The sequence below is a fragment of the Gramella sp. MT6 genome (assembly GCF_019357415.1).
In the GTDB taxonomy this organism is placed as follows: Bacteria; Bacteroidota; Bacteroidia; order Flavobacteriales; family Flavobacteriaceae; genus Christiangramia.
Genome location: NZ_CP048410.1, coordinates 3,560,493 through 3,574,856 on the forward strand (window position 1 = coordinate 3,560,493; position 14,364 = coordinate 3,574,856).

Annotated in this window: 17 protein-coding genes; 10 read left to right on the top strand and 7 right to left on the bottom strand. The window is 36.8% G+C overall.

Translation table 11 applies throughout. The features are described from left to right. Positions 1-123 precede the first annotated feature (123 nt). Positions 124-495 carry a glyoxalase superfamily protein gene (locus G3I01_RS16125; RefSeq protein ID WP_219549582.1) on the top strand — a complete coding sequence of 124 codons (372 nt, stop codon included), beginning with the start codon at positions 124-126 and terminating at the stop codon, positions 493-495. On the opposite strand, the gene G3I01_RS16130 is transcribed toward G3I01_RS16125, so the two are convergent. Beyond that, complete coding sequence (locus tag G3I01_RS16130) at positions 492-1,820, bottom strand: adenylate/guanylate cyclase domain-containing protein (RefSeq protein ID WP_219549584.1); 1,329 nt, start codon at positions 1,818-1,820, stop codon at positions 492-494. The two genes, G3I01_RS16125 and G3I01_RS16130, sit on opposite strands and share 4 nt — an antisense overlap. A 181-nt stretch (positions 1,821-2,001) precedes the next feature. Between G3I01_RS16130 and G3I01_RS16135 the strand changes: the two genes are divergently transcribed. From G3I01_RS16135 to G3I01_RS16145, 3 genes are all read left to right on the top strand, one after another. Then, on the top strand, positions 2,002-2,844 hold the full coding sequence (locus G3I01_RS16135) for a bestrophin family ion channel (protein WP_219549586.1): 843 nt from the start codon (positions 2,002-2,004) through the stop codon (positions 2,842-2,844). 251 nt (positions 2,845-3,095) lie between these two features. Continuing rightward, positions 3,096-3,620, top strand: a complete 525-nt coding sequence (locus G3I01_RS16140; protein ID WP_219549594.1) for a GNAT family N-acetyltransferase — start codon at positions 3,096-3,098, stop codon at positions 3,618-3,620. Between the two features lie 24 nt (positions 3,621-3,644). Beyond that, entirely contained in the window at positions 3,645-4,169 is a 525-nt protein-coding gene (locus tag G3I01_RS16145; RefSeq protein WP_219549596.1) for a GNAT family N-acetyltransferase, read from the top strand. A 4-nt stretch (positions 4,170-4,173) separates the two neighbouring features. On the opposite strand, the gene G3I01_RS16150 is transcribed toward G3I01_RS16145, so the two are convergent. Further along, a complete protein-coding gene (locus tag G3I01_RS16150) occupies positions 4,174-5,013 on the bottom strand; it encodes a PAS domain-containing protein (protein ID WP_219549598.1) in 840 nt (279 codons plus the stop codon). 275 nt (positions 5,014-5,288) lie between these two features. Between G3I01_RS16150 and G3I01_RS16155 the strand changes: the two genes are divergently transcribed. Further along, positions 5,289-5,729 carry a hypothetical protein gene (locus tag G3I01_RS16155; RefSeq protein ID WP_219549600.1) on the top strand — a complete coding sequence of 147 codons (441 nt, stop codon included), beginning with the start codon at positions 5,289-5,291 and terminating at the stop codon, positions 5,727-5,729. 62 nt (positions 5,730-5,791) lie between these two features. On the opposite strand, the gene G3I01_RS16160 is transcribed toward G3I01_RS16155, so the two are convergent. Then, complete coding sequence (locus G3I01_RS16160) at positions 5,792-6,571, bottom strand: hypothetical protein (RefSeq protein WP_219549602.1); 780 nt, start codon at positions 6,569-6,571, stop codon at positions 5,792-5,794. Positions 6,572-6,842: 271 nt separating this feature from the next. On the opposite strand from G3I01_RS16160, the gene G3I01_RS16165 reads away from it, so the two are divergent. The 4 genes from G3I01_RS16165 to G3I01_RS16180 all read left to right on the top strand — a co-directional run bounded on the left by G3I01_RS16165 (position 6,843) and on the right by G3I01_RS16180 (position 10,151). Further along, on the top strand, positions 6,843-7,232 hold the full coding sequence (locus G3I01_RS16165) for a hypothetical protein (protein WP_219549604.1): 390 nt from the start codon (positions 6,843-6,845) through the stop codon (positions 7,230-7,232). Between the two features lie 25 nt (positions 7,233-7,257). Continuing rightward, positions 7,258-8,103, top strand: coding sequence for a restriction endonuclease (locus G3I01_RS16170; protein WP_219549606.1), 846 nt, complete (start codon positions 7,258-7,260; stop codon positions 8,101-8,103). After that, positions 8,093-9,466, top strand: a complete 1,374-nt coding sequence (locus G3I01_RS16175; protein ID WP_219549608.1) for an MBL fold metallo-hydrolase — start codon at positions 8,093-8,095, stop codon at positions 9,464-9,466. The genes G3I01_RS16170 and G3I01_RS16175 overlap by 11 nt, the downstream gene beginning before the upstream one ends. 94 nt (positions 9,467-9,560) lie before the next feature. Then, entirely contained in the window at positions 9,561-10,151 is a 591-nt protein-coding gene (locus G3I01_RS16180; protein WP_219549610.1) for a hypothetical protein, read from the top strand. 27 nt (positions 10,152-10,178) lie between these two features. Here the strand turns inward: G3I01_RS16180 and G3I01_RS16185 are convergent, their stop codons facing one another. Continuing rightward, positions 10,179-10,565 carry a DUF302 domain-containing protein gene (locus tag G3I01_RS16185; protein ID WP_219549612.1) on the bottom strand — a complete coding sequence of 129 codons (387 nt, stop codon included), beginning with the start codon at positions 10,563-10,565 and terminating at the stop codon, positions 10,179-10,181. A 170-nt stretch (positions 10,566-10,735) separates the two neighbouring features. On the opposite strand from G3I01_RS16185, the gene G3I01_RS16190 reads away from it, so the two are divergent. Beyond that, the gene (locus G3I01_RS16190; protein WP_219549614.1) at positions 10,736-11,176 is read left to right on the top strand and encodes an Hsp20/alpha crystallin family protein; all 441 of its coding nucleotides are present in this window, start codon (positions 10,736-10,738) and stop codon (positions 11,174-11,176) included. 75 nt (positions 11,177-11,251) lie between these two features. Here the strand turns inward: G3I01_RS16190 and G3I01_RS16195 are convergent, their stop codons facing one another. From G3I01_RS16195 to G3I01_RS16205, 3 genes are all read right to left on the bottom strand, one after another. Then, a complete protein-coding gene (locus G3I01_RS16195; RefSeq protein WP_219549616.1) occupies positions 11,252-12,664 on the bottom strand; it encodes an MBL fold metallo-hydrolase in 1,413 nt (470 codons plus the stop codon). A gap of 139 nt (positions 12,665-12,803) precedes the next feature. Next, the gene (locus G3I01_RS16200; RefSeq protein ID WP_219549618.1) at positions 12,804-13,490 is read right to left on the bottom strand and encodes an amino acid racemase; all 687 of its coding nucleotides are present in this window, start codon (positions 13,488-13,490) and stop codon (positions 12,804-12,806) included. A 171-nt stretch (positions 13,491-13,661) separates the two neighbouring features. After that, complete coding sequence (locus tag G3I01_RS16205; RefSeq protein ID WP_219549620.1) at positions 13,662-14,363, bottom strand: gluconate 2-dehydrogenase subunit 3 family protein; 702 nt, start codon at positions 14,361-14,363, stop codon at positions 13,662-13,664. Position 14,364 lies beyond the last annotated feature (1 nt).

A 14,364-nucleotide genomic window follows, 5' to 3' on the forward strand; every position in this document is an offset into this window, starting at 1 on the left:
ACCCGTTGATTCTGTTATATAATAGGTGCTTAAAGGGAAATAATCGTTAAAAACTGAACACTAACTTCCTCTGTAATAGATCAAATTAAAGTTTGAGATATTTCAGGTTCTAACTTTTATGATATGTCAGATTCAAACAACTTCTCTCACTCGGCAGCAATTTTTCCGGTTAGTGATCTTTCCAAATCCATAGAATTCTATACCAATAAGCTGGGGTTTGAAAAAACCTTTGAATGGGGTGAACCTATGTATTATGCGGTTGTAAAAAAAGGTGGAGTCGGAATTCATCTTACTAAGCGGTCTGATGGTGGAAGACCTTCAAAATATCATCGTGCACTTTATATTTTTGTGAACAATATTGATGATGTCTATAAGCATTGCAAAGATGAAAAGATCAAAATCGTCAACGATATTGAAGACAGGGATTACAAAATGAAAGATTTTGATATTGAAGATCCGGACGGTTTTATAATAACCTTCGGAAATGGTGATTAATTGGTGTATTTCTTCATTTCGTCGGTCACATAGACTAATACCTGTTCCCAGGCTGAAATAAGATCTGGAGTACTATGTTCTCCAAGTTCCTCTCGTATGGTTTCTATCATAGAGCTGAGAACTACAGGGTAATGTTCTTCTGTAACTCCATATTTGGCATGGCTTTTACCCAGAAAGGCAAGTCCGGATTCCAGGTGTTCAGGTCTGCTCATTGAATAAACTATACCTCCAAGCATATGGGTAAGTAATCTTCCCTGGTCCCTCATATTCTTTTTAAAAAGATCCCTGGCTTGAGGCGCTTTTTCAAATACTCGTTCATAGAATTTCGCGGCAAACCTTTCTTTATTTGAAAATATGTAATCTAATGATTTCTGAAGTTCCAGCTGAGTATCCATTTTTTTGAATCCCTTTAACTCATATAACTGACTTTCATGTTCGTGTCCTGCAAACCTGGTTATAAACTCCTCTCCTATTTCAAAGGTATCTTCGGGAACACTTTTATAAACTGAATGGGAAATAAGTATCCTTGAATTAACCTCTTTATTAAATGACTGAATTCTACTCGCAGTATTGATAGGATCACCAACAATCGCGAGCTGCTTATGCTTGGGATGCCCAAGATGACCAATATACGCTCGGCCAAAATTGATCCCGATACCTGTTTTAATCTTAAGATCAAAATCTACAAGTTCCATATGATTCAAATGCTCAATGGCATAATACATCCCTAAAGCAGCCCTGGCAGCATCACGACAGTTCTTCTCCCGTGTACCTCCCGAAATTCCGAATAATCCCACGATCTCATCCCCTATGTACTGATAAATCACACCATTGTTCAATAGAATAGGATCTCCTATAATCGTATAAAACCTGTTCAGGACGTGCGCAATATCGAAGGTGTTATTTTCAAAGGCCATTTTTGTAAAATTCCTGATATCACAAAATAGAATTGCGATCGCACGTTCTTCAGCCTCTCCATCGGGAACTGTTTCTAATTGAAGCTTATTAACTTCTGAACTTGTCCATACAAGTCTTTGAATATCTACATCTCCTTTCACATAACACTGGCAGGCAAGCCTGATGGAGGGATCCCATCGCCTGAATTCGGCCATTTGTTGTTCTTTCAATGTACGCGGAGTCAAATTTGTAGAACCCTGGATAACCCTGATCCTGCAGGTAGAACATCTTCCGTTTCCACCACACTCATGTAAATGTGGAATCTGGTTACTTATGGAGCAATCCAGAATAGTAGAATCGGGATCATCATAAGTTACCTTTTGGTCGATGCCTGTATAGGTAATTATTGGTTTTCTAATCGCTGGCATTACCAAATTATTTATTAATAGAAATTTACGATATTTTTCTAAATAACTGTAATTCAATTCAGTGTCTCAATTTCAATTTATTGGTTTTAGATCTCTAACTTTAAAAAAACATGATTAGGCTTTTAAAAAATTAAGTACATTTAAAAGTAATAATATCGTTTGCTGGCATTATTTCGCAATTATGTATGTAAAAAGAAATTACGGTTTCTGGATGACCTTAAACTGGTCAAAAAAACCATTATTGATAGGGCTGCTATATTCAATCCTAGTTTGTGCAGGGTATATTTTGATCGATCAACAATTTTATGTCCCATGGCAACCCATTAGTATTATTGGTATTGCCGTAGCATTTTACCTGGGCTTTAAAAATAACAGCTCTTACGACCGTACCTGGGAAGCTCGAAAAATCTGGGGAAGTATAGTTAATAATAGCAGGAGCTTTGCTGCAGCTTCCGTTTCTTTCATCCAGGGGAAAGATGATGAAAGGGTTAAAAAAGAATTGATCTACAGGCATCTGGCATGGATCACTGCTTTAAGGCATCAACTTAGGTTGAGCAGACCCTGGGAGCATCTCGAAAATCGACTTAAAGAGGTTTATTCTCCTACTATTTGTGAAGATTATAATACAAAGCTTAATAAGGAATTACTTGAATTCATATCTAAGGAGGAATTATCTCACCTTGAAGGAAAATCAAATCTAGCTACCCAGATCATGAAACGCCAGGCCATAAGGTTACAGGAATTAAAGGACCTGAATTATTTTGACGATTTCAGGCATATGGAACTTCATCAACTGATGGTAAGTTTTTATGAGGATCAGGGAAAATCTGAAAGAATAAAGAATTTCCCGTTTCCAAGACAGTATGCTTCAACAGCATTATGGCTTACTTTCGTATTCTGTGCATTCGTGCCTTTAGGTCTGTTAGATATCTTTCAGGAAGCTAATAATTGGATATTCTGGATCTGTCCGTTTTTCTCCGCGCTCATTATCTGGGTTTTTTTTCTGATGGAAAAAGATCGGTGATTATTCTGAAAATCCATTTGAAGGAACTTATAATGATGTGCCTATCACCTCGATCGCCAGGGGAATTGAGATCGATCTTAGAGAAATGATCGACGATAAGGAGATCCCTAGGCCTATAGATGCTGAAAATGGTTTTCTAATGTAATTTCTTCTATGCAATGAAAAGCTTTCTTGTATTATTCATCGCAATTCTGATCTTCTCTGGATTAAGGGGAATCATGTGAAGTTGCAAAATATCTAAAATAAAAACCTTGATATTCAAACCATTTCCTTTACTAAAAACTCAAAGATTAATTCTAAGAGAACCACAAATTGCTGATTGGCCCGTGGTATCATATTTAAGAACAGATAGCACCGTTAATCAATTTGTTAAGCGATCCAGTGCTGAAACTGAGGAAGAGGCTATTGAGTTTATTGAAAATGCGCTTTCAAATATGGCAAATGACAAATTGGTGAACTGGTTCATTTGCTTAAAAGAGGATCCTAAAATGATAGGTTCCATATGCCTGTGGAATATCTCAGAAGATAGAAAAACAGCAGAAATTGGTTATGACCTAAACCCTGAATTCTGGGGGAAAGGAATAATGCACGAAGCTATGCAGGCAGTGATAAAATATGGGTTCGAAATTCTCGCACTGGATAAGATCGAAGCCTACACCAGTTACGAGAACTCTACTTCTCTATGTTTACTTTGTAAAAATGGTTTTAAATTGAATAAAAAAAAAACAGATGCCGATAATCCCGATAACAGAATATTTGAGCTAATAAGATTTTAATGCAGCTGCAATCTGAGTATAAATATGAAAGAAAACAGAATAAATATTCGACAGGCTAATCCCGAGGAATTCCATGAGATTGGAAAATTACTGGTGAAGGTATATTCCAGTTTAGAAGGTTTTCCTTCAAAAGACGAACAACCCGAATATTATGAAATGCTTTTAAATATTGGAGAGGTAACCAGGAAGCCCTGCACCGAATTACTGGTGGCAGTTTCCGATAATGATGAAGTCCTGGGAGCCGTTGTATATTTTAGCGATATGAGCTATTATGGTTCTGGGGGTTCGGCAACCCAGGAAAAAAATGCCTCAGGATTTAGATTGCTTGCGGTAGATCCAAAATTTCGCGGTCTTGGTATAGGAAAAAAAATTGTGCAGCACTGTATAAGAAAGACTATCCGTGACGGAAATAAGGAGCTTATCATACATTCTACCGAATTCATGAAAATAGCCTGGAAAATGTATAAAACTCTTGGATTTAAAAGATCTGAAGATCTTGATTTTATACAAAAAGAACTCCCTGTTTTCGGCTTCCGTTTAAAAGTTTAGGATTTTAAATAGTACGGTCCTGCCAGTGCCTCTTGCCTTCTAATGCAAACCTGTATTCATCTTTACTTAAGATATTTTCATTCAGACTCATCTCGGTCTTACAGAAGATCCTGAAAAATTCTTCTACATTCTTTATGTCTGCCATCACCTTTTCCTGCAAATAATTTACATCTACATTGATGCATATTGCCGCAACCAGACCAAGGTTTTTCCTAAAAATCGGGATTGTGGTGCATTTAAACTTTCTGGCTCCTATATTCAGTTCATAATTTAGTTTGTCTAACGACTGCATTTTCCGGGTTTTAAGATCCAGGACCAAATTGGTTGCTCCAGATTCAATCTTTCTGCCGGTTATATTATTCTCTATTGCGCACAACGATTTGGCAGGATTAGAAAGATCATGCAATAAGATCTCAATACCCAGTTCAGGAAAAGAATCTCCAATGAGACGTACGATCCTTTTATAATTTTCCAGAAATTCTGAGTTATCGCTAAAAATGGAATCACCATCATATTTCTTATAAAGCTTTTGATATTGCTTTAGATCATTACTGTTTAATTTATGCCTCACTTCATTTTGCTCCCCTAAAAGAATAAGTTGCCGGGCAGCAGAATAGTCTCTATTCTTTAAAAAATAATAGATGCCTAACCTGAAATCTTTCAGATCGAAATAGAGTCTTTTTTCTTCATCCAGATCGAAGGGATAAAAGTCATATTCCTCTATATTCTTTCCTTTAAGCCTGTTCTTTTCTCTTCTTTTTCCAATTAAATATCCAAAACTGAAGAGGATCAGGGAAACGATTAATCCCGAAAGAATATTTACGAGCCACGGAGATTCTATCATAATTAAAAATTTTAGAAGCAGGAAAGTTGTGGCAAGAGAATTAAAATTACAAAAAACTACAGTTGGTTGGATATTTAAATTTTTCTCATCATAAATTGACATGAAACATGATTTTTTTCGACCGAATTTTATAACTTATTAGCTGGTTTAAAAGACCTTATCAAATTCTTCAGCGCCCTGTGCTGGCATAAATTTTTGTCAGATTTTCTAGTTGTTTGTTTTTTCTTCAAACCTACTTTTAAATAGAAAATAGCCTTAACCATAAATCAATAATCATGAGTACGAAAGCATCTAATGCCTATGGCTGGGAATCACCAGATATTATTCATAAGTATTCTGTGATCTGGCATTCCAGATTAAGTTTTATTTTAAAAGAAATTGAATTTTTAAAAAGTCTTTTAAACAATAACATTTTCCCTATAGTAGAGTCACATTTGACTAATAAAGCTGAACAATACCTGGAAGAACTTTCTGAACTGAAAAAAGAAGTTTCAAAACTCCTACAGGATGTCTCTATGCATAAAAATGGTGTAAAGATCTTATTTGTTAAACATGAACCTAACCAAAATGATTGGGATTATAAGCATGAGCATCGCAAACTAATGATCAAAATGCATGAATTTGATAGTAAATACCAGATCATAAAAAAAGAAATTTTCAGAGTTGTTAAAGACGCCATAAGGCATCAAAAACAAAAGAGGATCGCCTCGCTATAGCGAAAAATTAAACGGCCCCTGGAATATTGATCCAGGGGCCGTTTAATATATATGTAGATCTTCTACCTTACAATCCTTAATAATGTTGCCATATAAACCCATCTCAAATCTCTGGTAGTTACGCCATCATCTATTCTGGTCTGCAAATCTGGAGTCATCCCTCCATCAAATTCCATAGAATTCAAATACTGCTCCCAACTGTCGAACATATTCGCAGTGATATGAGTTGCATAAACTTCTGTTCCCTGCGGCATAAGTACTCTTAAAAGTTGCCAGTCGCCTTTTGCTCCTGCATCTATATATGTTTTATGATATGGCTTGAATGTTTTACTCTCGGCACTCTCATAATCTTCATAAAGACCTTCTTTTGCCTTCATAAGATCTATAGAGGCCACCATACCTTCTTTCATTTCATAATCTGGATTAGCCTGGTCTATAACTTTTAAATATAATCTTACAGAAAGATCCCTTGATCCACCGGCCATATTTACTCTATTCTCCAGTTCCTCATCGCTAAGATCGGGATAGGCCATCCTCGCGCTTTCCATAACTCCCTCGCCTGCCCGCATCATTTTTACAGGATCATCAAATACAGTGACCGTTAAATATTGATATCCCTGGTCTTCTCCTCCCGGTAATAATTGCCAGAGATCCCAGCCTACGATATCACCACTGGCAACTCTCTGTTCATGAATTTTCTCCCAAAAAGCTTCTGTTTCGTTATAAAAAGGTTCCTGATCGTTATCTACTTTCATAAATTCAAAAGTGAGAAATGTCTCCTTCTGAGCATAACTTGAATTAAAAAGCATTAATATCAAAATCAAACAAAGTGCGCGTCTCATAATTTCCTGGTTTTTTTATACATCCTTATAAAGATATTAAAATAACCACAAATATTTGACAATCAGTTTTTTAAAATAACCAAAACATGAGAAATCTTTAGTAATTTTACTATGTTGACTTCTCATAGAAATATGAAAAGTCAACGGTCCCTACATAAAAACCTTAAAAATCATATGTTTTAATTTCCAGATTACAATATCCAGGAACCACAATGTAGTATGGATAATTTGCTGATTTAAAAACGCGCCTATAAATTTTTAATGGAACATCATGGATCAGGAAGAACACAACCTTAGAATTTTTAAGATCCTTTATATCATCAAAGGCATTTTTATACTCGTTTTCAGCCTTATCCCTTTATTCTATATTTTTCTTGGAGTTTATATATTCAATGAAAATGAGATGGCCGAGGAGAACTCTCAATTAGGTGGTGAAATTGTTATGTTTATTGGGATTGCCCTATTCCTCTTTTTTCTAGTAATGGGAATTCTAACCTTGCTTACCGCGAAATACTTAGGAGAAAAAAGGAACTACGATTTTATATTCGTAATGGCTATTATCAATTGTCTAACAGGTATCCTCGGGATCATTTTGGGAGTATTCACCATCCTAGAGCTCAACAAAGCTCAGGTAAAAAGGCTGTTTGGAAAACCTGCCTGATCATGTTTAAGAAAACAAAGCCTGCATGAAAACTCATAAACCAGATATTATAAAATCTTCAGGACAAAAAGTAAAATTCTCATTCTCTAAATTAAGAAGATCACTTTTAAAAAGTGGAGCAAATAAAACCATGGTATCCTCTATTATCGATGAGATTAGAGATGAACTTTATAACGGTATTTCCACAAAGGAAGTTTACAACCGGGCCTTCGCTTTACTAAAGGATTATAAAGGAGCTTTTGCTTCACGCTACGGATTGAAAAAATCTATTTATGAACTGGGGCCTTCCGGCTTTCCTTTTGAAAAATATATTGCCGAAATACTTAAGATCCAGAACTATGATACCAAACTTAATGCAACGCTGCAGGGAGTTTGTGTTACCCACGAGGTTGATATAATTGCATTTAAGGATTCAAAAAGAAGTCTTATAGAATGTAAATTTCATAACGAAGAGGGTCGGAATTGTGATGTTAAGATCCCGCTTTATATAAATTCCAGATTCCAGGATATTTATTCATATGAAAAAAGTAAACATCCAGATGAGGGCTGGCTGGTAACCAATACAAGATTCACCTCAGACGCTATAACCTACGGTAATTGTGTTGGTATAAAATTATTGAGCTGGGATTCGCCAAAGGGGGAAAGTCTTAAAGATCTTATTGACAGGTCCGGCGCGTATCCCGTGACAACCTCTACCCTATTATCTTCAACTGAAAAGGAATTTCTGTTGAATCGCGGGGTTATCCTGGGAAGACATGTTTTAGAAAAACCATTTTTACTTGACCACCAGGGGATCTCACAAAACCGGAAAAACAGAATAATTTCTGAATTTAAAATTCTTTGTAATAAAGATCATTGTGATGAAAAATAAAGTCAAGATCAAATTCCTGGGAGCGGCAGGAACGGTAACGGGATCTAAATTCTATTTAGAACATCAAAATCTCAGGCTATTGATAGATTGCGGAATGTTCCAGGGTTTGAAAGAACTTAGAATTCTAAACTGGGAAAATCTACCGGTGGATGTTAGTTCTATAGATCATGTAATTATCACCCACGGTCATCTGGACCACACAGGTTACCTTCCGAAACTTGTTAAACAAGGGTTTCAGGGATCTATATTATCAACTCCTCCCAGTCTGGCGATTGCTGAGATCATTCTAGAAGATACGGCGAAGATCCAGGAAGAAGAAGCTGAAAACGCCAATGAAGAGAAGTATTCAAAACACTCTCCGGCCTTGCCACTTTATACATTAGATGACGTGGAAAAAACCATTGAACTGTTTGAAAGTGTTCAACCAGAGGTTTGGACAGAACTTGCACCAGATATCAAATTTCGCTTTATCCATGCCGGACACATCCTGGGTGCCTGTTCTGTAGAGTTACATATTCATGAAAAAGTATTCATGTTTTCAGGAGATCTGGGAAGGAGTGAAGATGTTTTATTAGAAGCTCCTGAAAAACCTAAGTGGGCAGATTATTTGTTCCTCGAAAGCACTTATGGAAATAAACTTCATCCCGAGGAAGATGTAGAAAAGATCCTTTCCACTCTAATCAAAGAGGTCATAAATGAACAGGGAATTTTATTAATTGCTTCCTTTGCCGTGGAAAGATTACAGATACTGGTCTACCTTCTATGGAAACTGTTTAAACATAACAAAGCTCCTGAAATTCCTGTTTTCATAGATAGTCCCATGGGCATCAATGCTACCCATGTTTTCAGCAGTTTTCCTGAATATCATAAGATCGCTACACACGAATTTGAAGCAATGAAAAACAGATTCGAGCTGGTATCATCATTTAAAAGGACCTGGGAAATCATCGATAAAAAAGTTCCCAGGATTGTAATTGCAGGTAGTGGCATGATTACAGGAGGAAGAATACTTACTTATTTAAAACAGTTTATAGATGATCCAAGCACCCGTCTATTGCTTACAGGTTTTCAGGCTGAAGGCACCCGTGGCCGGCAAATAGAGGATGGAGTTCATGAAATTAAGATCAGGGGAAAATATTACCCGTTAAAGGCGAAGGTCACTAAACTGGAAAGTCTTTCTGCACATGCAGATCAGGGTGAATTACTGAATTGGTGTAAGAACATCAGGAACGTGCCTGAGGAAGTTTTTTTGATACACGGCGAAAAACAGGTATTAGATGCCTTCAGAGTTAAACTTAACTCAGAATTTAACTGGAATGTGAGAACCCCTAAGCTGAATGAAGAAATAGAGATCGATATATAGCACTTTCAGTTCAACAAAATCAGTTTTTATCAAACTGCTTATATTTCTTATCTTTAAGATAAACCAATAATCAACAACCAGGAAAATTAATCATATGCGAGTTCTTTCAATTTTAATCATACTATTCATTTCTACTTTTGCACAAGCACAAACCGAAATTTTACCGACAGATATCCAGATAAAAACAGCAGTACTGGCAGCACCTGAAACAAAACGTAGTGGCGCCAAGGTATACGGATATAACCAGCAGGGTGAAATGATCGTTTTGAGAGAAGGTTCCAATAACCTGATTTGCATAGCTGATGATCCTGAATTCGAAGGAATACAGGTTGCATGTTATTCAACTAAACTGGAACCTTTTATGGCCCGGGGACGTGAACTCAGCAGTCAGGGGAAATCTGAAATTGAAAAAAGAAAGATCCGAAAAGAAGAAGCCGATTCGGGAAAACTTAAAATGCCAGATAGTCCCAGCACACTTTATGTATTTTCAGGTTCCAAAGAAAATTATGATAAAACTACGGGTGAACTTAAGGATGGGAAATTCAGATATGTGGTCTATATACCTTACGCCACGACCGAATCTACCGGTCTTCCAGACAAACCAGAAGCTCCCGGAATGCCATGGCTTATGGATCCGGGAACTCACCGTGCCCATATCATGATTAGCCCAGTGGCTAAAGAATAAATTCTAATAATTAATCACCTGTAGATTTTAGATGTTCTGCACAACTTTTTGCAGCTTTTCTGCGATTGAATCGGCAATATCACTTAGTTCGTTATTCTCGACAGATTGCATGGAGGCCTTTGGATTAACAGCTGCAACTTCTACCTCATTATCTGTAATCTGTTGAAGGATTACATTACAGGGTAACATGGTTCCAATCTTATCCTCCGTTCCAATTGCTTTATAGGCATAAGGAGCATTACAGGCACCGAGAATGTGGTATCTTCTAAAATCGACATCAAGTTTCTTTTTGAAGGTTTCATTTACATTGATTTCGGTTAAAACCCCGAAGCCTTCTTTTTCGAGTTCCTTTTTCACCTTCTCCATTATCTCTTCGAAATCGCCCTTGATCTTCCTGTTATAATAATAATTCATGATCTATGATTTTAATTATTCAGTTAAACCTTGATTTAACGTGCATTTACAACATACTAAAATATTGATATTTAATCTATTGAATACTGATTTTAATCATGTTTTATGGCTTTTTAATTAGCTAAATTCAAGGGTTAAATTAAAGGAATAGTAATTTAAAAATTAAAGTTATGTCACTGGTTAAATCTAAAAAGCAAAGATTCCCTTTCATTAATGGTGGTCTTGCTAAATCATTTGGATTAGATGATTTGTTCTATGATGACTTCTTTACTAAACAAGATCTTCCTGCTATGAATGTAAAAGAACATGAAGACGAATTCGAGATCGAATTTGCAGTTCCAGGATATTCAAAAGAAGATTTTGAAGTTAGTATTGAAGATGATATTCTATACGTTTCAGCAGATAAAAGTTTAGACAATGTAGAGGATGAAGATGGTTATACAAGAAGAGAATTTAGTTACTCTAATTTCCAAAGAACTCTTCAATTACCAAAAAGTGTAGATACTTCAAAAGATGTGAAAGCCAAATACAAAAACGGAGTATTAAAACTTACCTTAATGAAAGATGCCGAAGCAATGAAATCACGAAGAAAAGAAATCGAGATTTCTTAAAAAACGGCCTAGCCAAGCATAGAAAAGCTGAACTTGATGTTCAGCTTTTCTTATTATTTCTATCTGAATTAAATATTACAACAGTGATTTAGGCAAGGTGTATTCAGACCTGGGCACTTTGGTTTGAAGGATTTCCTTAAATCCCCCTCTTAGATCTGCAAACGTCTCCCATCCTCTCTGTTTCAATATAGAGGCAGCGATCATACTTCTATAGCCTCCTTCACAATGCAGCACAAAAAATTCATCTTTAGGTATCTCTTCCAGATGTTGGTTTATCTCGTTAAGAGGAATATTTACAGCTCCCCTAATATGTTCAGAATTATATTCGCTTTTCTTACGAACGTCTATGACCTTAAGGGTTTCATTAAGGTACATTTTCTCAAATTCTTCAGCTGAGATCCTTTCAATATGATCAAATTCCTGTTTGGCTTTTAACCAGGCATCAAAACCTCCTTCCAGGTATCCAATTACATTGTCGTAGCCAACCCTGGAAAGCCTGGTGATAGATTCCTCCTCTTTCCCGGCATAGGTAACCAGAAGAATTGGGTTATCCACGCTGGGGATCATCTCACCAACCCATGGAGCAAAGCTTCCATCCAGACCAATATTAATACTGTTGGGGATAAAGGCTTTGGCAAAATCTTCCGCACTTCTGGTATCCAGTATCAACGCACCAGATTTTTCTGCCTCGCTAATGAACAATGAAGGAGTTAGCCCCTTTTTTGCCCGGTGCATTACCTTATCAAAACTATCATATCCCTTAATATTCAAAAGTACATTCTGCGGAAAATATCCTGGCGGTTTGGTTAAACCTTCAAGCAAAGCATCTATAAATTCCTCTTTGGACATATCCTGTAAGGCATAATTCACTTTTTTTTGATGGCCCAGGGTATCTGTGGTCTCATTGCTCATTTTCTTACCACAGGCAGAACCGGCACCGTGATTAGGATAAATTATAAGATCATCATTTAAAGGCATGATCTTATATCTAAGAGAATCATACAAATGTCCGGCAAGTTTACGTTCGGTAAGATCTGCTACTACATGCTGTGCGAGATCTGGTCTTCCTACATCCCCTATAAATAGAGTGTCCCCGGTGATAAGGCCGTGTTCTTTACCATTTTCGTCTATTAATAGATATGTTGTACTTTCCATTGTATGGCCCGGAGTATGAATTACTTTAACCTTGTAATCCCCTACTTCAAAGACCTGTCCGTCTTTAGCGATGGTTGCTTCATAATCTGGTTTAGCCAGAGGTCCAAAAACTATTTCTGCACCAGCTTTCTTTTTTAGATCAAGATGACCGCTCACAAAATCTGCATGAAAATGAGTTTCGAAAACATATTTGATCCTGGCATTATCTTTTTTAGCCCTGTCCAGATAAGGTTGAACTTCTCTCAAAGGATCAAAAATTGCAGCTTCCTTGTTATTTTCTATATAATACGCTGCATGGGCTAAGCATCCTGTATATATCTGTTCTACTTTCATAATTATACGTGTTTAGGGCCGAAGGGAAATGAAATTTCATCTCTCTTCGGTCCGGTTTTATTTACTCCATAAATTTACTATTTAGGTTAAGGGAAAAATCTGATCATTATCATGAATCATGGCATTTAGGAAGACTTTTTCAGTCCTTCATAAGGATGAAATCTACGGCATTCTGAATATGAAGATCTGTAGTTGAGAATAAAGGAAAATCAAAGTTTTCCTGTTTTAGAAGCAACGGCAATTCAGTACATCCAAGAATGATCCCTTCAGCACCTTTCTCCCTTAAATATTCCATCTGTCTAATGAAAAAATTTCTGGACTCCTCGCTGAATTTACCCTGGGTAAGTTCCTTGGAAATATAATGATGACACTCGTCTATATATTTATCCTCCGGAATAAGTGTTTCGATCTGAAAATTACTTTTGAGCCTGTCCTGCATAAAACTCCCGGTCATGGTAGGCCGGTTTCCTAGTAATCCAAGCTTTTTAAGACCTCTATTATTTGCTTCCTGTCCAACGGCATCGGCAATGTGAAGAATTGGGATATCTATTTGTGGTTGAACGTGCTCAAAAACCATATGGGGGGTGTTAGCACAGATCACGATCGCTTTGGCTCCAACACTCTGTAATTTATTAGCTATATCTAAATAAGCAGCATTTATTTCCGAAATATTTTGCTCCCGCATCAACTTTATATTCAAACTATAAATGATCATGGGAGGATTTTCCCATCCTCCGATCTTTTCAGCAACAAGTTCATTGATCCTCCGGTAATACACCAACGTAGAATGCCAGGAAGTGCCGCCAATTAAACCTAATTTTTTCATCTTAAAAGTTTTAAAACTCCATAGGTTTAAAATTACTTCAGGATATACTCGTTAGAAATGACCGTTATCATGAACTATCAATTCAAACCTGGAATCCTTGTATTTTAAATAACTCTGCCATAAAAAAAAGCGATGTTCTCACATCGCTTTTATAATTCGAAAATCTTATTTCTAAACTTCGTAGTTAGACCAGTCCATTATATCATTTCTTTCTTCCGGCTTTACGGCTTCATTCAACATTTTTTCATCGTAAGCCAGGCCATGCTTATCCAACACTTCCTGCGGAACACCATCCCAAACATTGGGCCTGTTACCAACGTAACCAAGGTAGTCTATCCCTTCCTTACTTGTGAAATATCCAGTGGTAACCAGATTCCTTATCCTGCTAAAGAATTGTGCTCCCTGGGTATATTCGGGTTTCACTTCCTCTGGATAGGCAATATCCTCAAATATTTCGATCCTTTGAGAATCTGTGATCTCCAGAAAGTCTTTATCAAAACGCTTATAACTTTCATTTTTCAACCAGCGCAGACCTCCACGCATAGGGATCTTATGCGCGGGTATATCCTTGGTAATAAATTCAATAAATTCAGGTACTCCGACTTCAGATGCAGGTTTGTGAGTTTCATCTCCTGGCATAATTATATCAGCGATAACCGCGATGTTTTTCATCTCCTCTTCGGTATAATACTCCTGATCCTGTAATTCTTCAATAATAGCCTGTTCTTCAGGTGTTCTACCGTAATCATACTCAGGCTCTTTGATATCTGTAAGTTTGCTTACATCTGGCTCTTCATCTAACCTGCAACTTAAAAGCAGGCTTGTTCCTGCTCCACCTATCAATAATGTTCTAAGCGATTCTCTTCTATCCATG